The following is a 25,680-nucleotide window of genomic DNA, read 5'->3' on the forward strand; positions in this document are numbered from 1 at the left end:
CCCTTCTTACATTGGTGTAATTCAGACGGCCTGCAATGTGAGCCACGCGCCCACCACGATCACCATGGCGGCCGTGACGACAGGTGCGTAATGCGAGAGCGCGCGGGTGGCACGTCCGTCCAGGAATTTCTCGACGCGCTCACGGGCTTTCACCAGCAGCAGGCCGACCGCGGTGAGCGTGCCGGCCATGCCGATTCCGTAACCGAGGACCAGCAGGACGCCGAACCACGTGCGGCCCAGGGCCATCGCGCCGAGGAGCACGACGAGCGCGGAGGGCGACGGGACCAGTCCGTTGGCCGCGCCCATGCCGATGAGGCTTGCCCGGCTGTACCCGTGACCGTGCCCGGTTCCATGCCCATGCCCATGCCCGTGGCCGTGTCCGGCGCCGACGCCTGCCAGGGCTGGTTCGCGGGTCAGGGCCGAGCGCAGCAGCATCACGCCGATGACGGTGATCAGCAGACCGCTGACGAGCCCGAGCCAGCGCAGCACCTGCTCGCCGGCCAGCGCGCTCGACGCGCTGATCACCAGGCCGAGCACCAGCACGCCACCCGTGTGCGTCGCGGTGACGGAGGCACCGACGACCAACGCGTCCTTCGGCGTGCCCTGACGTCCGGCGAGGTAGGCGGCGATCAACGTCTTGCCGTGACCGGGCAACGCCGCGTGCGACGCACCGAGCAGCAGCGACAGCAACACGGCCAGGAACCCCAGCCACGGCGTGAGCTCGGCGCTGCCCAGGATGTCGTTCAGGGCGTTCGCGGTGACGCTCAACGACTGGATGGGGGATCCGGAGGCCTTCTTCGGCTCCGACCCGCTGCCGGGGGAGGCGGTGAAGGCGACGGACCGCACGTCCATCGGGTTGCTGAGCAGGTCCTCCGGGTAGGTCCGGAGCTCGTTGCTGATGCTCTCGGTCGGGACGTTCGAGTCCGTGAGCTTGATTCCGGTGCCGGCCGCGGTGATCTCCCGCCAGCCGATCCGGTCGACGTTCGACTCGTCGTGGAACTCCAGCCTGGCCGGCCGGTCCAGGTCGACCTTGGCGGTGAACTCGCAGACCAGGCGGGTCGTGGTGAGCTCCGCCTGGCCTTTGGGGTGTTCCTTGGTCGAGCTGGAGAGCGTCCAGGTGATCTCCCGGCCGTCCACCGTGGACCGGTCGGTCCTCGCGACCTCGTCGCACCACTGCTTCGCGTCGCGCGCTTTCAGGTTCTCCTGCAGCGTCGGGATCTCCGCCACGTCGACCACGGATCTGAGGTCGATGTGGTCCGGGTGCAGGTGCAGCCCGTGGTAGTGGTTGACGCTGAAGTTGCCCAGCGGGTGCGCGGACGCCTTGCCGTTGATGAGGAAGAAGCCCGCCAGCAGCAGAGCGGCGACGAGAAGGGGGCGCACCACCCAGCCCGACAGGCTCACCGGCCGCCTCGCAGCTCGGCGAGCTTGCGACCCGCCTTCAGCGACTGCAGCGGGGAGAAGTTCGCGTTCAGCCGCAACGCCTGCACCAGCGCCTCCTGTGCCTCGGCGACCCGGCCGAGCGCGGCGAGGATCATGCCGCGGTGGTAGGAGAACGTGGCGTTCTGCCAGCCCAGGGCGTTGGCCCGGTCCGAGTAGGCGAGCGCCTCGGCGTCCCGGCCGTTCACGTGCAGCGCCCACGCCATCGCGTCGGCCACGAACACGCTCTGCCGGCGGCTCCACTCGGCCTCAGCCCGGCGCAGCGCCTGCATGCCGTCACCGCGGTCGGCGGCGACCAGGGCGGCGGCCAGGTCGTCGGAGGCGCCCTGCGACTCCATCAACCGCTGCTGCTCGGACAGCACGTCGTACTGCCGCGCCGCCTCCTCGGTCCTGCCGTTCGCCTCCAGCAGCTCCGCGTACTCCTGCAGGTACTGCGGCAGGGGAGCGCGGGTCACGAGCTTGCGGTAGGTGTCGAGCGCGACCGGGACGTCACCCCGTGCCGCCGCGACCTTCGCCTTGCCCTGGGTGAGAGCCATGTCGTCTCCTCTCGCCGCCAGCCCCTGCTCGTAGTGCTGGGCGGCCTCGTCGAGCCGGTTGTGGTCGAACGCCAGTTCACCCAGCCGGTAATGGCAGAAAGCGATCTCTTCCGGAGTCGAGGCAGCGGTCAGGGCGCGCGTCATCGCGTCACGGGCGCCGTCGACGTCGCCGTGGAGCTCGAAGTGGTAGGAAGCGCGGGCGAACGAGGCGGTGCTGGGCTTGAGGTCCAGCATCTTCTGCACCGCGTCCTGGGCGCCCGCGTCGTCGCCCAGCTGCGTCAACGCGTCGGCCAGCACGCCGTAGGCCTCCGCGGAGGAGGGCAGCGAGGCGATCGCCTTCTGCGCCCAGTCGCGGGCCGCGTGGAAGTCGTGGCGGGCGTTGGCGAGCGTTCCCATGCCGACCGCCGCGAGGCCGGTGTCGCCCGCGTTCTTCAGCGCGCCCTCGGCCTTCGCGTAGTAGGTCGGGTCCGCGGTCACGCGCGCGAGCTCCACATAGGACGCACCGAGCTTGGCCCAGGACGCCTTGTCCTCGGGCAGTCCGTGCAGTCGCTGTTGCAGCTGGTGCACCACGCGGTGCATCTCGTTCTGCTGCGCGACAACGGGAACCGGTTCAGGTTGCGCGCCTCCGGCCCTGCTGTCGGCAGGACCGGAGGCGGCGAGGTAGGCAAGCGCCGCGGTGACCAGGAGACCCACCGCGACCGCTTGCCGCACTTGGTACTTCACTTCGAGTGCGATCCGTACTTGCGGATCTGCTGCTGGCGCTTGCGCCACAGGAAGAAGCCACCGCCGAACACGAGCGCCGAGCCCACCGCGGTGGTCATCGCCATCGGGTCGAGGTTGGAGACGCTGCTGACCGGGTTCACCGCGACGGTCGCGGTGTTGCCGTTGCTGTTGACGGCCATGCCGTTGTGGGGCAGTGCCACGTACGGGAAGTTCGCCTCGGGTGCCTGGTCGGGAGCGTCGACCTTGTCACCGGTGGCGAGCGCGTCGACGAGCTTGCCGGACGCCGCGGCGCCCTCCATCGCCTGGATGGCGATGTCCACCACGTCGTCGGCGAGGCGACGACCGTTCGGGAAGCCCTGCGTGTCACCGCCGAGCACACCGAGGCGGTTCGGCTTCGGGTTCGGGTCGATCATCAGGTTCAGCCGCAGCATCTCCGACGCGCGGAACCGCCGCTGGTCGACGTCGGCGTTGTTGACCTGCGAGTTCAGGTCCGCCTTGATCGGTCCGTTGAGCTTCTTGGTGACACCGGTCAGGAAGATCTCGGCCAGGTCGTCGCGGTTGCCCTTGGGTGCCGGGATCTTGTAGATGCCCTCGATCAGCTTCGGCAGCTCCGGGTTCACCACCCGGTCGACGAGCTCCTTCACGCCGGCGTCCTGGTCGGGGCGCAGGCCGTTGAACGCGTCCTTGAGGCCCGCGGGGGCCACGACCTCGTTCACCAGCGGGTTGCCCAGGCGCGAGACCTGCACGAAGTCGCCCTGCGCCTCCGCCTTGCCCGGCGAGAGCTTGAGCGAGCGGCGCGACGTGGCGCTCCAGATGCCGATGTTCGGGTTGCGGTGGATGTCGTTCTTCAGCGCCAGCGCGTGCTTGGGCAGCTGGATCGCGATGGTGTTGACGTTGTAGCCGCGCAGCGTGTTCTGGCCGACCTCGCTCAGGTTGCCGCCGTAGAGCAGGTCGAACACCCGCAGGTCGGCGAAGAACGAGTCGGCCGACGGGCCGACGTAGACCTTGCCGCCGCCGGGGATCTGCACGATCGCCTGGTCGCGCAGCTTCTTGAAGTCCGGCATCGACGCCGGGCCGTTGGGTGACGGGGCGACCTGGGCGTTGTTCACGAGCTTGACCCGCTGGCCGTTCTGGTAGATCGCCTCGAGGTCGTAGCGCTGCCGGAACAACAGGTTCTCGTCGTCCAGCGAGTGCACGGCGCCGTTGGTGTACAGGAACGTGTAGTTCTTGCGGCGGTCCTCGTTGTGGAACATGAACCGCAACGTGACGTCCGGCTTGGCGTCGCCGTCGTTGTCGATGTTGAAGTCGTACTGCGCGTCCTCGGCCCACGGGTAGAAGTTGGGCCCACCGTTGGGCTCCTGGAAACCGGACCAGTTGCCGACCAGCGTGACGGTGTCCTTGTTGTCGGGGCTGACGAACGCGTAGAGGTCCGTGTTGTCGACGGCAGGATCACCCGCGATCAGCGGTGCTTCGCGGTGCGACGAGGCGGTGGCACCGTTCGAACCGAACAGCGCCGCGTTCAGCAGTGTGGCGGCCACCAGCGCGGCCGCAGCCACCTGGCCGCGCCGACCGCTGAGGACGTGCGGTGATGACATCTCTGGACAACCTTTCGGAGAAATGAGGCTTCAGGCGCTGTGCATCAGCAGCGACGGTGCGCTGGAGTGACTGGTGTGGCAGGTGTGGCTGGTCCACCTCGCTCGGGTGAAGTCGCGGATGCCGGGCAGGACGGCGTTGGGCCGGATGGACGCCTCTGCCGCGATCGGCGGGGTCCGCTCGACCTCGAAGCAGGACGGGCTGTGCGCGGTCTGCTGGGCGAGACCCGAGTCCACACCGTGCGGCACGCGATCCTCCGTCCCTCGTCCGCTTCCGACACCGGGGCATACGTGCAGGTGTTCATCACGGTTCACGGGTCAATTGCGACCAGGTCTCGACCAGGTCACGCGCGCAACCTCGGCCCGGTTCGCCGCCAGGGGACCTCTGGTGTCCACAGTGGACGATCGAATGGCGCTGATCCCGGCGTCCGGTTGGCCCCGCACGTGCTCGGGTATCCGGCCTTGAGGCGCGCTCGGGCGCGCGACGCACGCCAACCGGTTGTTCAGGCCCGTGTCAGTTCGGGCGGTTCCGGCTGCCTTCGCAGGTCAGCGGGGTCGTGGTGACGGACGCGGTGCTCGCGGGAGGGCGTTGTGACGCAGCATTCAGGGCGGATTCCACGTCGGTGACGGGCGTCCTGCGAAAAATTGTCGGTCCGTGCAGATACCCTGCTGGCAGTCCGCACACAACCAGGGAGAAATACCCGTGACCGCTGAGACCCTGTACGGGGCCGACGACCTCACGCATCTGGAAGGTCTGGAGGCCGTCCGCAAGCGGCCAGGCATGTACATCGGGTCGACCGACAGCCGGGGCATCAACCACCTCTTCAGCGAGATCGTCGACAACTCCACCGACGAAGGCGTCGCAGGTCACGCCACGAGGATCGTGGTCACGCTGCACGCCGACGGCAGCGTCCAGGTCGACGACGACGGCCGCGGCATCCCGACCGACGTGCACGCCAAGTCCGGTCTGTCCGGTGTGGAACTGGTGCTGACCAAGCTGCACGCCGGCGGCAAGTTCGGCGGCTCCGGCTACAAGACCTCCGGCGGCCTGCACGGCGTCGGCGCTTCCGCGGTCAACGCCCTCTCCCTGCGCTACGACGTCACGGTGCGGCGTGGCGGCAAGGTGCACGAGATGTCGTTCGCCCACGGCGTGCCCGGCGTGTTCGACGGCCCCGGCCCGAAGGCGAAGTTCACCCGCCAGGCCGGCCTCCGCGTCACCGGCAAGATGAAGCGCAACGAGTCCACCGGCACCTCGACCCGCTACTGGCACGACGCCCGCTACTTCGAGAACGGCGCGGCCCTCGACGTCGAAGCCGTCCGCATGAAGCTGCGCAACACCGCCTTCCTGGTGCCCGGCGTCACCTACGTGCTGCGGACCGCGCTGGAAGACTCCATCTCCGAAGAGGTCTTCCACTACCCGAACGGCCTGACCGACATGGTCGAGTTCCTGGCGCCCTCGGGCGACCGCGCCGTCTCGGGCACCCTGGTGATCACCGGCAAGGGCACCTACCACGAGAACGCCGCCGACGAGAACGGCGTGATGCGGTCCAAAGTGGAGCGTCAGGCCGAGATCGAGGTCGCACTCCGCTGGGGCACCGGCTACGAGCGCACCGTCGAGTGCTTCACCAACACCATCCGCAACATGCACGGCGGCACCCACCGCCGCGGCTTCGACCGCGCGGTGCTGAAGGCGATCCAGGACGCGATCTCCAAGACCCGCGGGCTCCTGAAGCCCAAGGAGGACCCGCCGACCCTGGACGACGTGCTGGAGGGCATGACGGCCGTCGTCCACGTCCGCATCCCCGAGCCGCAGTTCACCTCGCAGACCAAGGACGAGCTGTCCACCGCGGGCATCACCAAGGTGCTGCAGGGAATCGTTGATGCTCAGGTGCGCGCGTGGACCGAGGACCGCAAGACCAAGGTCGAGGCCAAGACCGTGCTGCAGAAGGTCGTCGACGCCTCGCGCGTCCGGCTCACGCAGAAGCAGCAGAAGGACGCGGCCCGGCGCAAGACGGCGCTCGAGGGCGCGGCGATGCCCGCCAAGCTGGTGGATTGCCGGACCACGGGTGTTTCGCGCAGCGAGCTGTTTCTCGTGGAAGGCGACAGCGCCCTCGGGAGTGCGAGAATGGCTCGCGTTTCCGAGTACCAGGCGCTGCTTCCCTTGCGAGGCAAGATTCTCAACGTCCAGAAGGCCTCGCTCGCCGACACCCTGCGCAACGCCGAGATCGCTTCCATCGTCCAGGTCCTCGGCGCCGGCACGGGCCGCACGTTCGACATCAGCCAGATGCGGTACGGCCGCGTGATCCTGATGGCCGACGCGGACGTCGACGGCAGCCACATCCGCACGTTGCTGATCACGTTGTTCGCCAAGTACATGCGGCCGGTGATCGAGGACGGGCGGCTTTATGCCGCGATGCCGCCGCTGCACAAGGTGATGACGCGCGGCCGCAACGCCGAGACGCACTTCACCTTCACGCAGCGCGAGATGGAGCAGAAGGTCGCGCAGCTGGAGAAGGCGGGCAAGCAGGTCGTCACGCCGGTGCCGCGGTTCAAGGGCCTGGGCGAGATGGACGCGGACGAGTTGTGGGAGACCACGATGAACCCCGCCACCCGAAGCGTCCGGCGCATCACGATGGACGACGTCGACGCCGCCGAGACCGCGCTGGAACTGCTGATGGGCGAGAAGGTCGAGCCGCGCCGCAACTGGCTCGTCGAGTCCGCCGCACGGGTCGACCAGTCGGCCATCGACCTCTAACGCACACGGAAAGAGCTGGAAGACAGTCATGGCACGCCGCAAGGGACCCACGACCAAGGTCGACCCCGCCGCGTTCGACCGGGCCGGCGCGACGGTTCTCGACAACTCGCTGAAGACGGAGATCGAGGACTCGTACCTGGAGTACGCGTACTCGGTCATCCACTCGCGGGCTCTGCCGGACGCGCGGGACGGCCTCAAGCCGGTGCACCGCCGCATCCTCTACTCGATGCACGAGTCCGGGTATCGGCCCACGCACGCGTACGTGAAGTCGTCGCGCGTCGTCGGGGACACAATGGGCAAGTTCCACCCTCACGGCGACACGGCCATCTACGACGCGTTGGTCCGCCTCGCGCAGGACTTCAGCCTCAACGAGCCGTTGATCGACGGGCACGGAAATTTTGGTTCCCCGGACGATGGACCGGCCGCGTCGAGGTACACCGAGTGCCGCATGTCTCCGGTCGCGATGCAGCTGGTCAGCGAGCTGAACGAGGAGACGGTCGACTTCCGGCCCAACTACGACGGCTCGCTGCAGGAGCCGAGCGTTCTCCCGGCGGCGTTCCCGAACCTGCTGGTCAACGGCACGTCCGGCATCGCCGTCGGCATGGCCACGAACATGATCCCGCACAACCTCCGCGAGGTGATCGGGGCGGCGCGGTGGCTGATCACGCACCCGAACGCGGACCTCGACAAGCTCATGGAGTTCGTGCCGGGGCCCGACCTGCCGACCGGTGGCATCCTGCTGGGCCTCGACGAGGTGCGGAAGGCCTACGAGACCGGGCGTGGCGTCGTGCGGATGCGGGCGAAGGTCGAGATCGGGCCGTTGGAGGGCAGCAGGGGCCGCCAGGCCATCACCGTCACCGAGCTGCCGTACGGCGTGGGGGCCGAGCGGATCGTCGAGAAGATCACCGACGAGGTCAACAAGTCCAAGCGGCTCACCGGCATCGCGGATGTCAAGGACCTCACCGACCGCGAGAACGGGATCCGGCTCGTCATCGAGTGCAAGGTGGGGGTGAACCCGCAGGCGCTGCTCGCGGACCTCTACCGGTTGACGCCGATGGAGCAGTCGTTCGGCATCAACAACCTGGTGCTGGTGGACGGGCAGCCGCAGACGCTCGGGCTCAAGGAGCTGCTGGAGGTGTTCCTCCAGCACCGCTACGAGGTTGTCACGCGGCGCACGAGGTTCCGGCGCCGCAAGCGCGAGGAGCGTCTGCACCTGGTCGAGGGTCTGCTGAAGGCCCTGCTGGACATCGACAAGGTCATCAGGCTGATCCGGGGCAGCGAGAACGCGGCTGCCGCCAAGGATGGCCTGATGAAGCAGTTCAAGTTGTCGGAGATCCAGGCCTCCTACATCCTCGACACGCCGCTGCGCCGCCTCACCAAGTACGACAAGCTCGAACTCGAGGGTGAGCAGGACAAGCTCACCAAGGAGATCGCGGAGCTGACGGCGATCCTCGAGGACGAGAGCGTGCTGAGGAAGCTCGTGTCGTCCGAGCTCGCGGCCGTGGCGAAGGAGCTCGGCGGCGACCGGCGGACCAGCCTCATCGACGGCGACCTCAAGGAGGTGCTGGCGGCGTCCAAGCCCGCCGGTCCGCTGGAGGTCGCCGACGACCCGTGCCAGGTGATCCTCAGCGCCACCGGGCTCGTCGCGCGCACCGCGGCCGAGTCGGAGGAGGTGTCGGAGGGCAAGCGCCGGGCCGGGCGGGTGAAGCACGACGCCGTGTCGGCCGTCGTGCACTCGACGGCGCGTGGCCAGGTCATCCTGATCACGAACCTCGGGCGCGCGTTCAAGACCGACGTGCTGCCGTTGCCGGTGTTGCCCGAGCAGCACGGCACGGTGTCGCTCAGCGGCGGCATGGCGGCGAGTGAGCTGGTGCCGCTCGACAAGGGTGAGAAGGTCGTCGGCATCGTGCCGTTGGAGGCCGGGGACTCGCCGGGTGTCGCGCTCGGCACGAAGCTCGGCACGGTCAAGGTGTGTGCGCCGGAGTGGCCGGTGCGGTCGGACGAGTTCGAGGTCATCACGCTCAAGGACGGCGACGAGATCGTCGGGTGCACGTGGCTCACGGACGGCAGCGAGACGCTGGCGTTCGTCAGTTCCGATTCGTCGTTGCTGCGCTACGACGCGAAGCTGGTGCGGCCGCAGGGCCTCAAGGGCGGCGGCATGGCGGGCATCAACCTCAGCGGTGACGCGCACGTGGTGTTCTTCGGGGCGATCCGCACGGACGACGACGAGCACGGTGAGCCCATGGTCGTGACGTCGTCCGGGCAGAGCGTCAAGGTCACGCCGTTCAGCGAGTACCCGGCCAAGGGCCGCGCGACCGGTGGTGTGCGGTCGCAGCGGTTCCTCAAGGGGGAGTCGCAGCTGGTGCTGGCGTGGATCGGCAGCAGGCCGGCCGGTGCGGACCGGAAGGGCTCGCCGGTCGAGCTGCCCGAGGTCGACCACCGGCGGGACGGCTCCGGCCACGCGCATCCCGGGCCGGACGTCGTCGGGCACCTGGTCGAACGGGACTGAGCAGGTGGCCGGAAGTCGGCATCGCAACTCGCCGTCCAGTGAGGTGGATGAAGGGCGCCTTCATCCACACCAGGTGGAGGAAGGCGCCCTTCATCCACGTAACTGCCTGGCAGGCGGGTTGCGGCCGGACCGGGTCAGCGCGACTCGGTCCGGCGCAGCACCCGGTTGAGCACCTCGGCCTCCTCGCCGCGCTCCTCGTCGGAGGTCGTGAGGGCGAGCAGGAACACGATGATCACGCTGAAGCCGACGCCGCCGATGATCAGCGTGGTGATCAGGCCCTCGGAGTTGTCGGCGAGGACCGGCGCGCCCTGTCTTGTCGTGATGTTCATGGCGTGCATGCCGGTGTAGTGCATGCCCGTGACGGCGAGGCCCATCACGAGGGAGGCGCCGAGGACGGCGAGCGGGCCGCTCACGTTCCTCGTGAACCACAGCGCGGCGGTCGCGGCGACCACGGCGATCAGGACGGACACCGTCACGACGGCCGGGTTGTAGGTCACGTCGGCGTTCATCACGATGCCCGACATGCCGGTGTAGTGCATCGCGGCGACGCCGAGGCCCGTGACGAGGCCGCCGGCCGCGAGTGGCCAGAAGCGTTCGTCGCCGTCGTGGCGGAGGGTCAGGAAAAGCCCGATGCCGACGACGATGATCGCGACCACCATGCTCAGCAACGTGGTGGTGATGTCATAGGCGACCTTCACCCCCATCCACGTGCCGAGCATCGCGGTGAAGTGCATTCCCCAGATGCCGAGGCCGCCGATTGACGCGGCGGCCACCGCCAACCACCATTTCCGTGATCCTCCGGTGGCGTTCCGTGCGCGTTCGCTCGACAACAGACCGAGTGCCGAACCGAGGCACGCGACCAGGTACGCCGTGATAGGAGTGACCGTCCCCATGTCCATGGCGGAATAAAAACATTCCGAAACTATGGGGTGCAAGACCTTTGTGGACGGATAGGGGAAATGAATAGGTGAAGGGTGGGGCCGGGTTCTTCACCTTAGGTGAGAAGCGAATGCCGAAAAGACTGCACAGAATCGCGTGCAGGCCGTCCGGGGAAGTCTCTAGTCGATTCTGGCGCTCTGCACCTTCGCTTCCGCGATAATGCGCTCCGCCTCGTCGAGGGCGACGTTGCGCAGTTCCGCGAGAGCGCGCATGGCCTCTGCCCGGCGTGCCGACATGGCGAGCCGGAAGTCCTCGCGGATCTCCTCGCGCTTGCGTGCGGCCTCCTCGTCGAGCACGCGGGCGCGCTGCTCGGCCTCTCCGACGATCATCAACGCCTTGAGCTGCGCGTCCCGGATGACGTCCCGGCGCTCTTCCTCGGCCAGTGCGACCATGCGGGCGAGCCGTTCCGGCAGGCCCTTCGGGTCGATCGGGGTCAGGCAGATGCGGTGCAGGCCGTCCTGCAGTGCCGCGTTCTCCTCCTGGACCGCCATCAACCTGCTGGCCAGCGCCTCGGCGCGGGCCTCCGACGCGTCGCGGTCCGCGGTGACGAGGCGCAGTTCGGCCTCGAGCTCGGCGACGTAGTCGTCCACCTCGTCACGGTCGTAGCCGCGCCACCGCAGCCCGAACCACGTGCGCAGCGGTACGAGCTCAGTCCTGCTGTCCACACTCACGTGCCGTCTCCTCTGCCTCCCGCGAGTCAGTCTTGACAAGGTGTACGTACGAGGTGGGGCATCGGTTCTAACGGGTTCACCAGGCACAATGTGTGCGTGAACAACAAACTGTGTCCGTGCGGTACCGGTGAGTCCTATGTGGACTGTTGTGGCGCGCTGCACTCCGGAGCCCGCACCGCGGCCACGGCCGAGCAGCTGATGCGGTCGCGTTACAGCGCTTTCGCCGTGTCCGATGAGGACTACCTGCTGCGCACGTGGGCCGCGGAGCACCGCCCGGCGAGCGCGGGAACCGACGCGGGCGACCGCTGGCTGAAGCTCGAAATTCTGGCGACGGAGAACGGCGGACTGCTCCAGAACGAGGGCGTCGTCGAGTTCCGCGCGCACTACGTCGGCGGCGTCGTGCACGAGCGGAGCCGGTTCGTCCGCGAGAACGGCCAGTGGGTCTACGCGGAGGCCCTGTCATGAGTGCGGTGACGGTCGCGAGCCGGTTCAACGGCCCGCCCGGGATGGGCAACGGCGGATATTCGGCCGGTCTGCTCGCCGCGCACGTCGACTCGCCGGCCGTGAGTGTCCGATTGCGCAGGCCGGTGCCGCTGGACCGCGAGCTGGAGGTCCGCGGCGGTGAGCTGTTCGACGGCGAGACGCTGATCGCCTCCGCCGAGCCCGCCACGCTCGACCTCGACGTTCCCGTCGCGCCGACGCACGACGAGGCGCGGAAGGCCGCCGCGAAGGTGCCGTGGCGCGACAAGCACCCGTTCCCGACGTGCTTCGGGTGCGGGCCCGGCCGGGAGGACGGCATCGCGGCCCTGCTCGGCCCGCTGGACGGGCGGCCGGAGTGGGCGGGCCTGTGGCGGCCCACCGACGTCCTGCCCAACGACGGGGCGAACGTGCTGCCGGAGATCGTCTGGGCCGCGCTCGACTGCCCGTCGGCGCAGCCGGTGGCACCGGACGGCGGTCCGGCGTTCGTGCTGGGCACGTTCGTCGCCCAGGTGGAACAGCCGGTCCAACTGGGTGTGGACCACGTGCTCCTCGCGTGGGAACTTGGCCGGGACGGGCGCAAGGCATACTCGGCGTCCGCGATCATCGGCCCTCACGGAGTGTGCGGAAGAGCGCGCGCCGTGTGGATCTCGATCGGATGAGACCAAATAACCCGACTGGGTGACGCGAGTGCGCTTCGTCTTGATAGCGTGCACGACCGTTGCCCGATTAAGCCGAAAGGGCGAGTGAAACGGGATGGCACGGAGGTGATCAGGCGCTTGATGGGCCGACGTGCCGCCGCCCACGGCGACCAGCTAACGCAGACCCGGAGTTCGGGCGAGACTCAGAACACGGTTCTGCCACCCGTCGAGCAGCCACCGGCAGCAGCGCCGCCGCCGGAGCCATTGCCGCAACGAACGCCGTTCGCGGCGAATTTCGTCGGCGCGACGCTCGTCGTCTCCGCACCGGAGGGGCCGAGCGCGGCCGCCTCCGGCCTCGCGCGGACCCTTCCCGTCGACCGCGGCCGCACCGTGGTCGTCGTCGACTTCCCGAGTGGCGACCAGAGCACCTTCTGGCCGCACGTCGTGACCGCCCTCAGTGGTCGCGGCCCGATCCGGCTCGCGGTGTCGCACGCGGGCACCATGCGGCCCACCGCGCCCGCGCAGTGGCTCGCCGAGCAGCTGCAGGCCGAGGTGGTGGCGCCGGACGGCGTGCTGACCACGGTGCCCGGTGCCGCGTTCGTCGTCGGCGCCCAGGGCTACGGCAGCTGGGTGCGGTTCCAGCCCAACGCCTCGCCGATGCCGTTCGGGCGCCGTTTCCCGGTGCCGCAGTGGGAGGCGATGGACCCGAACTCACCGTGGCCGACGGGCGAGATCGGCATCTCCGAGCCCATCCCGGCCGGGCTGTGGCTGCGCGCGCAGCAGCCGCCGTTCGACCCGGCCGGCCAGGACGCGCGGCCGATCGTGGCGCTGCCGTGCCGCGAGAACGTGCTGACCGTCGTCGTCGGCGGTCCCGGCCAGTCGGCGATCCCGACCGACGAGGTCTGCCGGCTGCTGACCGCGCTGCCCCAGGCGGCCCGGTCGCGCGTGCGGCTCGTGCCGTACGGCATCGACACCGCTCTCGGACGGCTGGTCGCCGACCAGCTGGGCGAGCCGATCGCGATGTTCACCGGTCTGCCGGTGGGCAACCTGCGCACCGGCGGGCCCGCGGTGGTCGCGGTCGACCCGCGCGGGCAGCAGACGTGGCGGCCGTTCGTGACCGAGGTGCTGTGCTCGCCGCACGAGGCCGTGCCGGCGGTGTCCGGCTACCGCGCGCCCGTGCCGGGACTCGCCGAGGTGTCGCCCGGTGTGTTCTCCCTCGGCGACGGCGTTGTGCTGGAGGTCGTGCCGTCCGGCCTGTGGGTGCGTGAGCACGACGAGCCGTACAACGCGGCCGAGGTGCGCTCGCAGCCCGTTGACCCGGAGTGGGCACGTCTGACCGTGGGCACGCCTGGACGCACGACTCCTGGCGCGGTCGCGGTGCATGGCGCTGCTCTCGTGGAACGCCTTGAGCCCGAGGTGCGCAAGCTGCTGCGGGTCGTGTTCTGCGACGCCAAGGTGACCCCGCCTCCGCCGCCTTCTCCGCAACACGCCGCGCCCGCGCACGCCGCACCTGAGGCCCCCACGGCGTCGTTCGGCGCCCAAGGCAGCCCCGCCGCGATCGCCGCCGCGCTCGGTGCGGCCGCGCAGGCCCTGTCGACCCGCGACCCGGCAGAGCGCGGCACGGGGTTCTTCTCCCCGGTCACCCCGGTCGAGGAGGAGCCCGCCTACGCCTCGATGGCAGCGTCCGAGGCCGCCACCGTGACCGTGAGCGCGCACGTGCTGGCCGAGGCCGAGGAGGCGGCGTTCCCGTCGTCCGACCCGGACGCGGCGGCCGTGCGGTTCCGCGTGGACGGCCCGCTGCCGGCGCAGCCGCTGGCGTCCTGGGAGGTTCCGGCCCAGAGCGAGGGCGAGCGCGAGACCGTGCTGCCCGACCACAGCAGCTCGGAGGCGGAACGAGACGCCGTCCGCCGGGCACTGGGTGAGCGCTACGGCGTGCACGCGGCGACCGTCTGCCGCCTGCTCGCGCAGCGCCCGGACGCCGAGGAGGACCCGGCGGCGTTCGAGGCCATGGTCACCGACCTGACGGCCCTGCTGGCGTGCGTGTCGCAGGACGAGGAGGTGGTCGTCGAAACGCTCCGCATGGGCCGGCTCGGCCGCCTGCGCCCGTACGTCGCGTGCATCGTGTCGGGCCTGAACCGCCTGCCGCTGCACAGCGGTGTCGCGGTGGTGTGGGGACAGAGCGGCCCGACCGGCCCGCGCCGCTACCGCAGCGGTGACGTGCTGGTGGAGCACGGCCTGCTCGGCGCCGTCGCGAACCCCGTGCAGCGGGTCGAGGGCGCCACCGAGTACCTGCTGTGGTCGGTCACCGGCCGCCGGGTCGAGGTGGCGGACCGCGTCGCCGTGGCCACCGAGGAACGCGTGATCTTCCCGCCCGGCACGGCTTTCCGCGTGCTGGCGGTGGCCGAGGCCGAGGGCGATCAACCGCAGCAGGTGATGCTGCAGGAGATGGCCGGTGCCGCGGCGGACCAGGAGATCGCGGCCATGCGGCCGAGCGTGCTCTCGCAGCTCGAACGGGCGGCGGCGAACCTGCGGGTGCTGCCGTCGTACCGGATGACGGTGGAGGCTTGAGCCCTCACCTGGGCATCCGGTACGCCGAACCCGCGGTCGGCTCGTTGCGCTTCCACCCACCGGTGGACTGCGACGGCGAGCCGGCCGGCGAGTTCGGCGACTCGCACACCCTGAACGTCTGGTCCACAGTGGACGGACCGGCGCCGGTGCTGCTGTGGATCCACGGCGGCGCGAACACCGTCGGCTCGTCAGCACAGCCCGAGTACGCGGGCGACGTGCTGGCCGGGCACGGCATCGTGTTCGTGAGCTGCAACTTCCGGCTCGCCGTCGACGGTTTCGGTGCCGTGGAAGGCTTTCCGCACAACCGCGGCCTGCTCGACATCGTGTCCGCACTGCGGTGGATCCAGCGCAACATCGCCAGGTACGGCGGCGATCCCGGCAACGTCACGATCGCCGGGCAGTCCTCCGGCGCGCAGGCCGTGGCGTGCCTGATGGTCATGCCCGCGGCGAAAGGCCTGTTCCACCGGGCGATCGCGCACAGCGTGCCCGGACGGTTCTTCAGCCCCGGGTTCGCCCGCGAGGTCGCGGCGAACCCGCAGCCGGACGTCGTGCTGTACCAGCCGATCGTGGACGGGGACACGTTGCCGGACGTGCCGCTCGACGGGCCGTTCGACGTGGACCTGCTGGTGTGCCACACCGTCGACGAGGAAGCCGAGGTCTTCCGCCGGCCCACCACACACCTGGCCAAGCGCGCCAACGCTTTCCGGTCGGTCTACTCGCGCACACCCGCCCACCACGGCGCCGACGTCCCGGACGCGCTGCGCGGGGACATCGCCGAGGCCTGGGCGAGGTTCGCGCGCACCGGTGATCCCGGCTGGCCGCGCGACGAGGTCCACTGGTGGGGGCCGGTTGGGCAGGTCGAGTCGTGGCCCGACGGGGTCTACCTCGCGATCCTGGACTGGCACGAGGCACGCACGACGAGGTTCGTCAGCTTTCCGTGGTGAGACCGAGCGTGCCGTCCAGCCGCGGCACGCACGCGCCGTCGCGCTTGTCGGCCGCCAGGAACTCGGTGAGGCAGCGGCCGAACTGCTCGTGACCGAGAGCGTTGGGGTGGAACGACTCCTGCAACGCGTGCGACGAGCGCTTCTCGTTCTTCAGCCCGGCCCAGTCGACGGTCAGCCGCGTGAACCACTCGGTCTCCGGCTTGCCCGCGCACGCCTCGTGACCCTCCCCGGCGCGGGACAGGTCGAGGAACCGGGCGTTGACCTTGTTCGCGGCGGTGCGCAGGCCGTTCGACAGCTCAGGCACCGCGTCCTCGACGACCCACTCCAGGTCGCTGGTGCGCAACGGGCACCCGGACAGGTTCTGCAGCGAGCGCGCCATCTTCGGTGACACCGGCGCCGCGTACGACTGGACCACCAGCTGGTAGGAGGAGTCGAGGTAACCGGAGTCGCGCATGGTCTGGCGGACGGCGTTCAGGGTGTTCTCGACCTTGGGCACCATCCGGCGCACGCGTTTCGACCACTCCACGGCCACGGACGACGTGCAGTCGCTGCGCTTGCCCCACGCCTCGAAGCACTTGTTGAGGACCTCGGCGAAGTGCGGGTCGTCGTTCGCGCCGATGGCCACGACGACCGCGACGACCCGGTTCTGCCCGGCGATCCTGCGCAGCTGCGGCAGCTGCTCGTTGCGCAGCTTGTCCGAGTTGGCGCCGGAACAGGCCAGGTTGATCTTCTGGTCGGCCTGGACCTGCGTCTTCATGATCGACGCCACGCGGGACCGGTGGCACCAGTTGCCGCCGTCCTCGCCATCGGTGCCGGGTTCGTAGCTGCCGGCGCCCTCACCGGACATCGTGCTGTCACCGAGCGCCACGACCGCGGTCCTGGACTCGCGGTCCGGTTCCGACGGCGGCGGGAACGGGTGGTCGCTCACGACCAGCAGGATCGCGAGCAGGCCGATCACCGCGAGGGGCAGGACTTTCCGCATCGCGCCCGAGTTTACCTGCGGCGCCGGCTCAGACGTGCAGACCGGACCACATCGCGACGAACAGCGCGTACGCGGAGGACGGGATCGCGAGCAGGCCGAGGAACAACGCGACAGCACCGGTGACCACGGCCCACACGTTGCGCGACAACAACGCGGCGAAGATCGCGAACGGCAGGCCGGCCGACAGGATCGCCCAGGTCGTCTGCGGCACGGCCACGAAGACCAGCGTGCCACCCGCGAACCCGGCCGCGGCGACCAGCACGCCCCAGCTGATCCGCCACGCCCAGTGGCCCTCGACGACGCACAGCGCCAGCAGCACGAACAGCACGGCCAGACCCCCGGCGAGGAAGTACACGCCCGGTGCCCACTGCAGCGCGAACGCGACAGCGAGCAGCCATCCCGCGGTGAGCGTGCAGACCACTCCCAGCAGGTACGGAAGTCCGATTTGGACGGCGAGCCTCACCCGGTCGAGTGTGGCAGTTCGGTGATCGGCACGGGTGCGTTTTGGCGGTGGCCGAATGCGAGGGGGATAAGGCGTTGCCGCCACCAGCCGCGATGAGGAAAGTGGAGGTGTGGGGAATCTGAGGGAAGTAGTCGTGGTCGGTTACGACCGCACGGCGTTGCTGGATCTGGCGGGACCGATCGAGGTGTTCCAGGCGGCGAACCACGGCCAGGAGCGGTACCGGGTCACCCTGGCGACGCTCGGGGGCGTGCCGTTCACCGCCACCGCGGGGGTGCGGATCGAGGCGGGAGCGGACCTGCGCACGCTCGACCGGGACATCGACACGCTGATGGTCGTCGGCGGCTGGGGATACGACGAGGCCGCGACGGACGCGGTGCTCACCACCAACCTGCGGCGGCTCGCGCTGAGGTCGCGGCGGGTCGCGGGCGTCTGCACGGGGGCCGTGGTGCTGGCCGGGGCGGGGTTGCTGGACGGACGGCGCGCCACGACGCACTGGGCGTTCACCGGCGAGCTCGCGAACCGCGGGGTGGAGGTCGAGCCGGACGCGATCTTCGTGTGCGACGGGCAGGTCGCCACGTCGGCGGGGGTGACGGCGGGCATCGACCTGGCGCTCGCGATGGTCGAGCAGGACCACGGACCGGCGCTCGCCCGCCGGATCGCGCAGTACCTGGTCGTCTTCCTGCAGCGCTCGGGCGGCCAGTCGCAGTTCAGCGTGCACACGCGGTCGAAGCCGGTGTCGGACGACTCGCTGCGGGCGTTGCTCGACGACATCCACGCCGACCCGACGCGCGAGTGGACGGTGCCGGTGATGGCGCGCAAGGCGATGATGAGCGTGCGGCACTTCGCCCGCGTCTTCTCCCGCAACGTCGGCATCTCGCCCGCCCAGTACGTCGAGCGGGCTCGCGTCGAGGCCGCGGCCGACCGGCTGGCGAGCACCGGTGACCCGCTGGACCTCGTCGCCCGCGAGTCGGGGTTCGGCTCGGCCGAGACCCTGCGCCGGGCCTTCCTGCGCGTGCTCGGCGTGTCGCCGGGCAGCTACCGCGCCCGTTTCCGGACCACCGGGGTTGCCTGATGGACGCCACTTTCGTGCTCTACCCGAACATGACCGCGCTGGACTTCGTCGGCCCGTTCGAGGTGCTCGGTTGCGTGCCGGCCGTGTCCACGAGGTTCGTGGCCGCGTCGCTGGAACCGGTGAGGTCCGACAACGGCCTGGTCGTCGTGCCGACCGACACGTTCGACTCGCTGAGGTCGGCCGACATCGTCGTGGTGCCGGGCTCCGGGTACTGGCGCGAGCTGCTGAAGGACTCCGGCGGCGTGGTCGAGTGGCTGCGGGCCGTGCACCCGAGGACGAAGTGGACGACGTCGGTGTGCACCGGGTCGACGCTGCTCGCCGAGGCCGGGCTGGTGACGAGGGCGACCACGCACTGGGCCGCGCGCGAGGACCTGTCCGTTCGCGGCGTCGAGGTTTCCGGGGACCGGGTCGTGTTCGACGGCAAGGTCGTCACCGGCGCGGGCGTGTCCGCGGGCATCGACATGGCGTTGCGGCTGGTCGAGGCCGAGTTCGGTGCGGCGGTGGCGCAGGCCGTGCAGGTCGGCATCGAGTACGACCCGCAGCCGCCGCGCGCCTACGACTCGATCCCGCCGGAGATCACGCGGGGCCTCAGAGCCGTGTTCGACTCACGTCAGGCCTGACTGCACGGCGAACACCACGAGCTGGGCGCGGTCGCGTGCGCCCAGCTTCACCATCGCCCGCGACACGTGCGTCCGCACCGTCGCCGGCGAGATCACCAGCCGGGCCGCGATCTCGTCGTTCGACGCGCCGGACGCCACGTGCCGCATGATCTCGCGTTCGCGTTCGGTCAGCTTGTCCAGGTGCGGCACCGGCCGCGCCGACGCGCCGGACGCGAACCGGTCGATCACCCGGCGCGTGACCGACGGCGAGAGCAGCGAACCGCCGTCGGCGACGACGTGCACGGCGCGCAACAGGTCGGTCGGGTCCGAGTCCTTCACCAGGAACCCGGACGCGCCGGTCCGCAGCGCCTCGAACACGTACTCGTCGAGGTCGAACGTCGTGAGCATCACGATCCGCACGTCGGCGCACGACGGGTCGGCCGAGACGCGGCGCAGCACCTCCAGACCGTCCATCAGCGGCATCCGGATGTCGAGGAAGACCACGTCGGGCTTCACCGACTGGATCAGCGCCAGCGCCTCGCGCCCGTCGGCGGCCTCGCCGGCGAACCCGACGCCGTCCTCGGTCTCGATCAACGTCCGCAGTCCCATCCGGACCAGCGGCTGGTCGTCGGCCACCACCACGCGAATCATGAGGGCAACGGTATCCGGGCGGTCACCTGGAAACCTCGGGTCACGTCGACTTCGAGCGTGCCGTTCAGCGCTTCGGCGCGCGAGCGCATGCCGGTGATGCCGTGGCCCTCGGCGAACGGGCCGGGGGTGCCGGTGTCGGCGACCTCGACGACCAGTTCGCGCCTCGCCGAGTACACGCGCACCGACGCCGTGACACCGGGGGAGGAGTGGCGCAGCACGTTGGTCAGCGACTCCTGCACGATCCGGTAGACGGCCAGCCCGACGTTGTCCGGCAGGTCCGGCGCGTCGACCTCGACCGAGACCTCCAGCCCGGCCTCGCGCATCCGTGACGCCAGCGCGGGGAGGTCGGCGAGCGAGATCGCCGGCCGCAGCGGTGCCGAGCCGCGCAACGTGTCCAGTTCGGACCGCAGTCCGTCGAGCGCTTCCTTCGACGTGTCGCGGATGGCCTCCAGCGAGGCGCGTGCCTTCGCGGGATCGGAGTCCAGCACGTACAACGCGACACCCGCCTGCATCGCGATCACCGACAGCCCGTGGCCCACGACGTCGTGGACCTCCTGGGCGAGCCGCAGCCGCTCGGACACCACGGCGTGCTCGCGAGCGTCCACAAGGGACCGCCGGCGCAGCTTCATCAGCACACCCGCCGCGGCCGGCAGCAGGATCCAGCCCGCGCACCAGGTGATCCACGAGCTCACCGAGTCGTGCCACCACGGCAGGATCGCCAGCGCGTACAGCACGGCGCATCCGGCGGCCAGCTCAAGCGACGAGTACACCGCCACCGCGTACATCGCGGCCACCCCGCTCAGCAGGATCGGCCCGAACGGGTAGCCCAGCGCCAGGTACACGGTGATGGCGGCGGTGGTCAGCCCGAACGTCCACAACGGACGGACCGAGCGGAACAGCAGACCGCCGGCCGCCACCGCGATGAGCAGGAGGGCGAGGACGTCGAGAGGAGTCGCGCCCTGCAGGCGTGCGGCGAACCGCGTGCCCACGAGGCCGAAGAACAGCAGCGCCACCGTCAGCGCGATGTCCTGCCACTTGATCCTGAACCGCATGGTGCCGACGATACGACCGCCGGCGTACGCAGATGTGCGTATCTTCATGACGCTCCGCAGCGGACGACCCCAGGCTCTCGCGGGACCACTGTTGGACCCATGATCGTGACGACGGAGAAGCTGACGAAGCGCTACGGCGACCGCGCCGTGGTGGACGAGGTCAGTCTGTCCGTGCGGCGGGGCGAGGTCTACGGGTTCCTCGGTCCCAACGGCGCGGGCAAGACGACCACGATCCGCATGCTGCTGGGGCTCGTGCAGCCCACCAGCGGCACCGCGACGGTGCTCGGTGAGGCACCGGGCACGCCCGGGGCGTTGCTCAAGGTCGGGTCGCTCATCGAGGGGCCGGGTTTCTACCCGTACCTGTCCGGCCGCGACAACCTGCGCGTGCACGCCGCTCGCCGGGGAGCGGGCAGGACGGAGGTGGAGGCCGCCCTGGAGCAGGTCGACCTCGTGGCCGCCGCGGGGGAGAAGTTCCGCCGCTACTCGCTCGGCATGAAGCAGCGGCTCGGGGTCGCCGCCGCGCTGCTCGGACAGCCGGAGCTGCTGATCCTGGACGAACCGACCAACGGCCTCGACCCGGCGGGCATGGCCGACATGCGCGACCTGGTGCGCGCGTTGGCCGCCCAGGGGCAGACGGTGCTGCTGTCGAGCCACCTGCTCGGCGAGGTCGAGGAGATCTGCGACCGGGTCGGCGTGATCTCGCGGGGCCGGCTGGTCGCCGAGAGCACGGTCGAACAGCTGCGCGGCGACAGCGTGCTGCTGGTCCGCGCCGACCCGATCGAGAAGGCGCACGTGCTGATCGAGGGCAGCTCGCTGCACGGCGACGTGCTGCACGTGCGGGAGACGGACGCGGGGGCGCTGGTGCGGACGCTGGTCCACGCCGACGTGGACGTGCAGGAGGTCCGGCCGCTGCGCCGGACGCTGGAAGAGGTCTTCTTCGAGATGACGGGAGCGGCGTGATGGGCAGCGTGAAGGCGGAGCTGCTGCGGCTGTGGAAGTGGCCGGCGACGTGGGTGCTGATCGGCGTCTGGCTGGTGATGACGCTGACGTTCGGCTACGTGTTCAACTACCTGGCGCTCAACGGCGGCACGAACACGCGAGCCATGTCCCAGCAGCAGCTGATCAGCGCGATGCAGCCGGAGAACGTCGGCGCGGCCGTCGTGCGCGGCCTGCCGATGTTCGGTGGCGCGATCATCCTGGTGCTGGCCGCGCTGGCGGTGGGCAGCGGCTACGGCTGGGGCACCTGGAAGACCACGCTGACCGCCGGTCCGCGCCGGGTGTCGGCGATGGCCGGCACGCTCGGCGCGCTGGCGATCATCGTGGTGGTGCTGGTGGCGCTGACGTTCGTCGTCGACCTGGGTGCGGCCGTCACGGTGGCGTCGCTGGAGGGCTGGGACTGGAGCCTGCCGGGCGCCGGCGTTTTCGAGGCGTTGGGCGCGTCACTGCTGATCGCCGCCATGTGGACGGGGTTCGGCGTGTTCCTCGGCGTGGTCACCAAGGGCCCCGCGCTGGCCGTCGGGCTCGGCCTGATGTGGGCGATCGTCACCGAGAACCTGTTGCGCGGCGTCGGTTCCCTGCTCGGGCCGGTCGAGTCGCTGACCGAGGTCCTGCCCGGAGGTTCCGCGGGCAACCTGGCCGGTGCCGTCGGCGGATCCGGCGCGCCCGGCGTGCTGAACTCGCTCAGCGGCACGACCTCCGCGCTGTTCCTGGCCGGGTACGTGGTGGTCTTCGTCGGCGCGGCGACGGTGCTGAAGGTGCGCCGCGACCTCGTGTAGGGCCACGGCGGCCCAGACCACGCCGAGCACGACCGCGACTCCGGTGGGGTAGTCGCGGTCGTGCAGACCTGGGTTGACCGGACCGCCGTACTGCCGCCACAGCAGCGGAACCGCGAGGATCGCGATGATCCCGGTGGTGACGAGTCCGATGCCGATGGACGCCCGTTTGACGACGAGGCCGGAGGCGCCGACCAGTGGGGCGATCAGGAAGTCGTGCAGGACCACGCCGCCGACGAGCCAGACGAGCAGCTCGACCGTGACCTGGGGCAGCAGAAGCCAGGCGCCCCACGCGCCCAGCGCCACGCCGGCCGCACCGAGTGCGTATCTCACCGCACCTCCAACGACGTGACCCACTTCGTCTGCAACACGCCCGGCCGGTTCGGGGCGATGATCCGGCACGGGTAGCCGTGGTCGGGGCTGAGCTCCTCGCCGTTCAGCCTCAGGGCGAGCAGCGTCAGCGGGTCCTGCGCGAACGCCTCGGGCAGCGTGGTCGCCCGGTACAGCCCGTTCTTCTCCAGCGACTCGACCCTGACGTCGCCCTTTCCGACGAGGTCGGCGATCCGGACGCCGGTCCACGTCGCGTTCTGGCTCCACCCCTCGACGCACGCGATGGGCAGCTCGACGGTGGTCTGCGGCAACGCGCTGAGCTCCGCCAGCGAGTAGGTTCTGGCACCGGCCTTCAGCCGCCAGTCCGGCGGCACCACGATGTTCGCGGCTTTCGCGGTCCGGTTGACCGGCAACGCCTTGTTAGAACGCCACGCCAGCACCGAGATGTCGCGCAGCCACGGCACCGTGACACCGGCGGTGGCGACGACCGCCACTCCGGTGGTGAGCGCGGTGGTGCGCAGGAAAGCCCGGCGGGACAGGACGGTCTTCTCCTCGGACGGCGGTTCGAGGGTGCGCCGGATGACCGGGATCTTGACCGCGACGTGGACCAGCAGCGCGCCGATTGCGATGTACGCCACCGCATAGTGGGCGGTGGGGAAGTAGAACGACCACGGGTAGTTCTGCGCGGCGTTGAACAACCCGGTGGTCAGCTCGAAGAACGACGCCGCGACCAGCACGAAGATCGAGCCGCGTTCCAGCGCGTGCGGCACGGACTTCACCAGCGGCCGCTCGAACAGCTTGGGGTAGACGGTCCACAACTTGGCCAGCAGCAACGGGACCGACGCGACTCCGGAGAGCACGTGCACCCCTTGCGTGACGCGGTAGAGGTCGACGGGCCGGGTCGGCCACGGCCAGTCGTGCTGCACACCGTGGCTCGCGAGCCCCGTGACGAAGCACAGTCCGAACGTGATGCCGAGCCAAGTGCCGACCCGGCTCGTGACACCCGTGTGGTGGGCGGGGGACCGGAACCTCACAGCTTCTCCCAGCACGCGAACCAGCGCCCGGCGCTTTCCTCCTGCCACAGCAGGAAGAACCCGTCGGCAGGGAGGGACTCGGCGTCGCTGCAGGCCCACGGGAACCACCCGCCGAGCGAGCCCCGCGTCCGCACCCGCGCCCGGCCGGTCGTCAGCCCGGACCCCGGCCGCTCCACCTCGGCGACGACGGTGCCGCTGGGTTTGAGCAGTTGCCGCGCCCGGCGCAGGAGTGCCGCGGGGTCGCCGCCGATGCCGATGTTGCCGTCGGCCAGCAGCACGTGCTGCCAACGGCCCTCGCCGGGCAGCGGGTCGAACACGTCGCGCCGGATCGCGATGCCGCCGCGGGCGGTGGTGCGCCGGATCGCCTCCGGGGAGACGTCGACGCCGAGGGCCTGGACGCCGCGGGTCAGCAGGGCGGTGACGAGACGGCCGGGACCGCAGCCGACGTCGAGGGCAGGGCCGGTGCAGGCGTCGAGCAGGACGGCGTCGCCGCCGGTGGCGTCGGCCTGCCAGCGGGCGACGGAGAGCTCGCGGGGGCCGGAGGGCAGGTCGAGCCAGCTGGGGTGGCCGCGGAGGGCCTGGTCGAACATCATCGCGGCACCGCCGCGATGTCCGCGAGCGCCACGGCGAACCGGCTCGCCGGTGCCTGGGCGGCGACCGCGCGGGCGTCGGCCATGGTGTCCACATCGGACAGTTTGGGCAGGTTCCGCACCTTCAGGTCGCGCAACGCCGCCAGCGTGCGAACGCCCGTGTCCGCCTGCGACATCGGCACGTCCCGCAACACCTCGGCGCGCAGCGGGTCCCGCAACCCCAGCGCCCACCACCCGCCGTCCAGCGCGAACCCGAGCGCCGCCTCCTCGAACTCCGCGCACGACGCCAGCAGCGACGGCGTCACCTGCGGCGTGTCCATCCCGATCTGCAGCACCGGCATCCGGTACCGGGCAACGTCCGCGTGCGCGTTCGCCAGCCGGTCCGCGAACGTCAGGCCCCGTTGCGGGATCACCGCGCACTCGGCCAGCGCGTCCCGCACGTCCGCGCGACGGACCACCCCGGCCAGCGCCACCACCGGCACCGCGCCCGGCGTCGACACGGCGGCCGACAGCGTGTCGAGCAACGCCGCTGCCGCCACCTCCGCGGCCTCTTCCAAGGACAACGGCGGGCACAGGCGGGTCTTCACCGCGCCGGCGACCGGGGACTTGGCCATGATCAGCAGACAGAACCTCATCGCAGCACCCCCGCCATGTCCCGCGCCGCCCGCAGCGTGCCGCGCACCGAGCCCGAGACCTTGGACCGCGTCCCGGCCGCTCGCGGGCCGTAGGTCACGTCGACCTCGCGCACCCGCCACCCCGCGGCCGCCGCGCGGACCAGCAGTTCCAACGGGTAGCCGAACGCCCGGTCGCGCACGTCCAGTGCCAGCAACGCCTCGCGCCGACACACCCGCAACGGCGCGATGTCGTGCACGGCGAGACCCCGGCGGCGCAGCAGGGCGGCGATCACGGCGTTGCCGGCCCGTGCGTGCCAAGGCCAGACACCGGCGGAAACCGGCACGCGCCGGCCCACCACCAGGTCGGCATCGGCGAGCAGCGCCGCCATCGCGGGCAGCTCGCCCAGGTCCAGTGAGCCGTCGGCGTCGGCGAACGCCACGACGTCCGAGGTGGCCGCGAGCAGGCCGGTGTGCACGGCGGCGCCGTAGCCGCGGCGAGACTCGTGCACCACGAGGGCACCGTGAGAGGCGGCGACCGCGGGCGAGCCGTCGGCAGAACCGTTGTCCACGACGATCGCGCGGTGGCCGGGAGGCAGGGAGGCGAGGACCGCGGGCAGTGCGGCGGCCTCGTCCAGGCAGGGCAACACGACATCCATGCGTCCACCCTGGACCATTGGAAAGTGTTGTGGTGCTTACGGAATTGTGACGCACGAAAGAGTTCTTACGATT

The 25,680-nt window shown here is 70.4% G+C and carries 24 protein-coding genes; 10 read left to right on the top strand and 14 right to left on the bottom strand.

Features of this window, described 5'->3' with window-relative positions; translation table 11 throughout:
• Positions 1–21 precede the first annotated feature (21 nt).
• The 4 genes from ABZV40_RS14975 to ABZV40_RS14990 are packed head-to-tail and all read right to left on the bottom strand — an operon-like array spanning position 22 to position 4,537.
• Positions 22–1,401, bottom strand: a complete 1,380-nt coding sequence (locus ABZV40_RS14975) for a High-affinity nickel-transporter (protein WP_355440520.1) — start codon at positions 1,399–1,401, stop codon at positions 22–24.
• A complete protein-coding gene (locus ABZV40_RS14980) occupies positions 1,398–2,696 on the bottom strand; it encodes a tetratricopeptide repeat protein (RefSeq protein WP_355440523.1) in 1,299 nt (432 codons plus the stop codon). The genes ABZV40_RS14975 and ABZV40_RS14980 overlap by 4 nt, the downstream gene beginning before the upstream one ends.
• Positions 2,693–4,291 carry a DUF4331 domain-containing protein gene (locus ABZV40_RS14985; protein WP_355440525.1) on the bottom strand — a complete coding sequence of 533 codons (1,599 nt, stop codon included), beginning with the start codon at positions 4,289–4,291 and terminating at the stop codon, positions 2,693–2,695. Before ABZV40_RS14985 ends, ABZV40_RS14980 begins: the two co-directional genes overlap by 4 nt.
• A 30-nt stretch (positions 4,292–4,321) precedes the next feature.
• Positions 4,322–4,537, bottom strand: a complete 216-nt coding sequence (locus ABZV40_RS14990) for a hypothetical protein (protein WP_355440528.1) — start codon at positions 4,535–4,537, stop codon at positions 4,322–4,324.
• A gap of 454 nt (positions 4,538–4,991) precedes the next feature.
• On the opposite strand from ABZV40_RS14990, the gene ABZV40_RS14995 reads away from it, so the two are divergent.
• Together ABZV40_RS14995 and ABZV40_RS15000 are read left to right on the top strand one after the other, a co-directional pair.
• On the top strand, positions 4,992–7,043 hold the full coding sequence (locus tag ABZV40_RS14995; RefSeq protein ID WP_355440531.1) for a DNA topoisomerase IV subunit B: 2,052 nt from the start codon (positions 4,992–4,994) through the stop codon (positions 7,041–7,043).
• Between the two features lie 28 nt (positions 7,044–7,071).
• Complete coding sequence (locus tag ABZV40_RS15000) at positions 7,072–9,552, top strand: DNA topoisomerase (ATP-hydrolyzing) (protein WP_355440534.1); 2,481 nt, start codon at positions 7,072–7,074, stop codon at positions 9,550–9,552.
• Between the two features lie 134 nt (positions 9,553–9,686).
• Here ABZV40_RS15000 and ABZV40_RS15005 read toward each other — a convergent pair whose 3' ends face one another.
• Both ABZV40_RS15005 and ABZV40_RS15010 read right to left on the bottom strand, forming a co-directional pair.
• On the bottom strand, positions 9,687–10,325 hold the full coding sequence (locus ABZV40_RS15005; protein ID WP_355440537.1) for an MHYT domain-containing protein: 639 nt from the start codon (positions 10,323–10,325) through the stop codon (positions 9,687–9,689).
• 285 nt (positions 10,326–10,610) lie between these two features.
• A complete protein-coding gene (locus ABZV40_RS15010; RefSeq protein WP_355440540.1) occupies positions 10,611–11,162 on the bottom strand; it encodes a DivIVA domain-containing protein in 552 nt (183 codons plus the stop codon).
• Between the two features lie 96 nt (positions 11,163–11,258).
• On the opposite strand from ABZV40_RS15010, the gene ABZV40_RS15015 reads away from it, so the two are divergent.
• From ABZV40_RS15015 to ABZV40_RS15030, 4 genes are all read left to right on the top strand, one after another.
• Entirely contained in the window at positions 11,259–11,627 is a 369-nt protein-coding gene (locus tag ABZV40_RS15015; protein ID WP_355440543.1) for a YchJ family metal-binding protein, read from the top strand.
• On the top strand, positions 11,624–12,301 hold the full coding sequence (locus tag ABZV40_RS15020) for a hypothetical protein (RefSeq protein ID WP_355440545.1): 678 nt from the start codon (positions 11,624–11,626) through the stop codon (positions 12,299–12,301). The genes ABZV40_RS15015 and ABZV40_RS15020 overlap by 4 nt, the downstream gene beginning before the upstream one ends.
• A gap of 243 nt (positions 12,302–12,544) precedes the next feature.
• The gene (locus tag ABZV40_RS15025) at positions 12,545–14,848 is read left to right on the top strand and encodes a hypothetical protein (protein ID WP_355440547.1); all 2,304 of its coding nucleotides are present in this window, start codon (positions 12,545–12,547) and stop codon (positions 14,846–14,848) included.
• The gene (locus tag ABZV40_RS15030) at positions 14,845–15,792 is read left to right on the top strand and encodes a carboxylesterase family protein (protein ID WP_355440550.1); all 948 of its coding nucleotides are present in this window, start codon (positions 14,845–14,847) and stop codon (positions 15,790–15,792) included. Before ABZV40_RS15025 ends, ABZV40_RS15030 begins: the two co-directional genes overlap by 4 nt.
• Here the strand turns inward: ABZV40_RS15030 and ABZV40_RS15035 are convergent.
• Complete coding sequence (locus ABZV40_RS15035) at positions 15,776–16,774, bottom strand: GDSL-type esterase/lipase family protein (RefSeq protein ID WP_355440553.1); 999 nt, start codon at positions 16,772–16,774, stop codon at positions 15,776–15,778. The two genes, ABZV40_RS15030 and ABZV40_RS15035, sit on opposite strands and share 17 nt — an antisense overlap.
• Positions 16,775–16,802: 28 nt before the next feature.
• Positions 16,803–17,237, bottom strand: a complete 435-nt coding sequence (locus ABZV40_RS15040) for a hypothetical protein (RefSeq protein WP_355440556.1) — start codon at positions 17,235–17,237, stop codon at positions 16,803–16,805.
• A 109-nt stretch (positions 17,238–17,346) separates the two neighbouring features.
• Here ABZV40_RS15040 and ABZV40_RS15045 point away from each other — a divergent pair, with 109 nt between their 5' ends.
• Together ABZV40_RS15045 and ABZV40_RS15050 are read left to right on the top strand one after the other, a co-directional pair.
• Positions 17,347–18,309: a DJ-1/PfpI family protein gene (locus tag ABZV40_RS15045; protein ID WP_355440559.1), complete on the top strand. Its 963-nt coding sequence runs from the start codon at positions 17,347–17,349 to the stop codon at positions 18,307–18,309.
• Complete coding sequence (locus tag ABZV40_RS15050; RefSeq protein WP_355440562.1) at positions 18,309–18,929, top strand: DJ-1/PfpI family protein; 621 nt, start codon at positions 18,309–18,311, stop codon at positions 18,927–18,929. Before ABZV40_RS15045 ends, ABZV40_RS15050 begins: the two co-directional genes overlap by 1 nt.
• On the opposite strand, the gene ABZV40_RS15055 is transcribed toward ABZV40_RS15050, so the two are convergent.
• The gene (locus ABZV40_RS15055; RefSeq protein WP_355440565.1) at positions 18,915–19,559 is read right to left on the bottom strand and encodes a response regulator transcription factor; all 645 of its coding nucleotides are present in this window, start codon (positions 19,557–19,559) and stop codon (positions 18,915–18,917) included. The two genes, ABZV40_RS15050 and ABZV40_RS15055, sit on opposite strands and share 15 nt — an antisense overlap.
• Positions 19,556–20,611 carry a histidine kinase gene (locus tag ABZV40_RS15060; RefSeq protein WP_355440568.1) on the bottom strand — a complete coding sequence of 352 codons (1,056 nt, stop codon included), beginning with the start codon at positions 20,609–20,611 and terminating at the stop codon, positions 19,556–19,558. The genes ABZV40_RS15055 and ABZV40_RS15060 overlap by 4 nt, the downstream gene beginning before the upstream one ends.
• A 99-nt stretch (positions 20,612–20,710) precedes the next feature.
• Between ABZV40_RS15060 and ABZV40_RS15065 the strand changes: the two genes are divergently transcribed.
• A complete protein-coding gene (locus ABZV40_RS15065; protein WP_355440571.1) occupies positions 20,711–21,571 on the top strand; it encodes an ABC transporter ATP-binding protein in 861 nt (286 codons plus the stop codon).
• Positions 21,571–22,386, top strand: a complete 816-nt coding sequence (locus ABZV40_RS15070; protein ID WP_355440574.1) for a hypothetical protein — start codon at positions 21,571–21,573, stop codon at positions 22,384–22,386. The genes ABZV40_RS15065 and ABZV40_RS15070 overlap by 1 nt, the downstream gene beginning before the upstream one ends.
• A gap of 326 nt (positions 22,387–22,712) precedes the next feature.
• Here the strand turns inward: ABZV40_RS15070 and ABZV40_RS15075 are convergent, their stop codons facing one another.
• From ABZV40_RS15075 to ABZV40_RS15090, 4 genes are read right to left on the bottom strand one after another with little or no spacing between them, the layout of a single operon-like run.
• The gene (locus ABZV40_RS15075; RefSeq protein WP_355440577.1) at positions 22,713–23,747 is read right to left on the bottom strand and encodes a molybdopterin-dependent oxidoreductase; all 1,035 of its coding nucleotides are present in this window, start codon (positions 23,745–23,747) and stop codon (positions 22,713–22,715) included.
• On the bottom strand, positions 23,744–24,340 hold the full coding sequence (locus tag ABZV40_RS15080; RefSeq protein ID WP_355440581.1) for a class I SAM-dependent methyltransferase: 597 nt from the start codon (positions 24,338–24,340) through the stop codon (positions 23,744–23,746). Before ABZV40_RS15080 ends, ABZV40_RS15075 begins: the two co-directional genes overlap by 4 nt.
• Positions 24,337–24,972 (bottom strand): DUF2064 domain-containing protein, encoded by a 636-nt coding sequence (locus ABZV40_RS15085; RefSeq protein WP_355440584.1) that lies wholly within the window; start codon positions 24,970–24,972, stop codon positions 24,337–24,339. Before ABZV40_RS15085 ends, ABZV40_RS15080 begins: the two co-directional genes overlap by 4 nt.
• Positions 24,969–25,607 carry a glycosyltransferase family 2 protein gene (locus tag ABZV40_RS15090; protein WP_355440586.1) on the bottom strand — a complete coding sequence of 213 codons (639 nt, stop codon included), beginning with the start codon at positions 25,605–25,607 and terminating at the stop codon, positions 24,969–24,971. The genes ABZV40_RS15085 and ABZV40_RS15090 overlap by 4 nt, the downstream gene beginning before the upstream one ends.
• Positions 25,608–25,680: the final 73 nt, after the last annotated feature.

The sequence above is a fragment of the Lentzea sp. NPDC004782 genome (genome assembly GCF_040609115.1).
Taxonomy (GTDB): domain Bacteria; phylum Actinomycetota; class Actinomycetes; order Mycobacteriales; family Pseudonocardiaceae; genus Lentzea.

Bases quoted from the DNA above. Each gene is read 5' to 3' on its own strand.
- ABZV40_RS15055 (WP_355440565.1), bottom strand. From the start codon at position 19,559: ATGATTCGCGTGGTGGTGGCCGACGACCAGCCGCTGGTCCGGATGGGA.
- ABZV40_RS15070 (WP_355440574.1), top strand. From the start codon at position 21,571: ATGGGCAGCGTGAAGGCGGAGCTGCTGCGGCTGTGGAAGTGGCCGGCG.
- ABZV40_RS14985 (WP_355440525.1), bottom strand. From the start codon at position 4,291: ATGTCATCACCGCACGTCCTCAGCGGTCGGCGCGGCCAGGTGGCTGCG.
- ABZV40_RS15000 (WP_355440534.1), top strand. From the start codon at position 7,072: ATGGCACGCCGCAAGGGACCCACGACCAAGGTCGACCCCGCCGCGTTC.
- ABZV40_RS15090 (WP_355440586.1), bottom strand. From the start codon at position 25,607: ATGGATGTCGTGTTGCCCTGCCTGGACGAGGCCGCCGCACTGCCCGCG.
- ABZV40_RS15065 (WP_355440571.1), top strand. From the start codon at position 20,711: ATGATCGTGACGACGGAGAAGCTGACGAAGCGCTACGGCGACCGCGCC.
- ABZV40_RS15080 (WP_355440581.1), bottom strand. From the start codon at position 24,340: ATGATGTTCGACCAGGCCCTCCGCGGCCACCCCAGCTGGCTCGACCTG.
- ABZV40_RS15035 (WP_355440553.1), bottom strand. From the start codon at position 16,774: ATGCGGAAAGTCCTGCCCCTCGCGGTGATCGGCCTGCTCGCGATCCTG.
- ABZV40_RS15085 (WP_355440584.1), bottom strand. From the start codon at position 24,972: ATGAGGTTCTGTCTGCTGATCATGGCCAAGTCCCCGGTCGCCGGCGCG.
- ABZV40_RS15020 (WP_355440545.1), top strand. From the start codon at position 11,624: ATGAGTGCGGTGACGGTCGCGAGCCGGTTCAACGGCCCGCCCGGGATG.
- ABZV40_RS15060 (WP_355440568.1), bottom strand. From the start codon at position 20,611: ATGCGGTTCAGGATCAAGTGGCAGGACATCGCGCTGACGGTGGCGCTG.
- ABZV40_RS15050 (WP_355440562.1), top strand. From the start codon at position 18,309: ATGGACGCCACTTTCGTGCTCTACCCGAACATGACCGCGCTGGACTTC.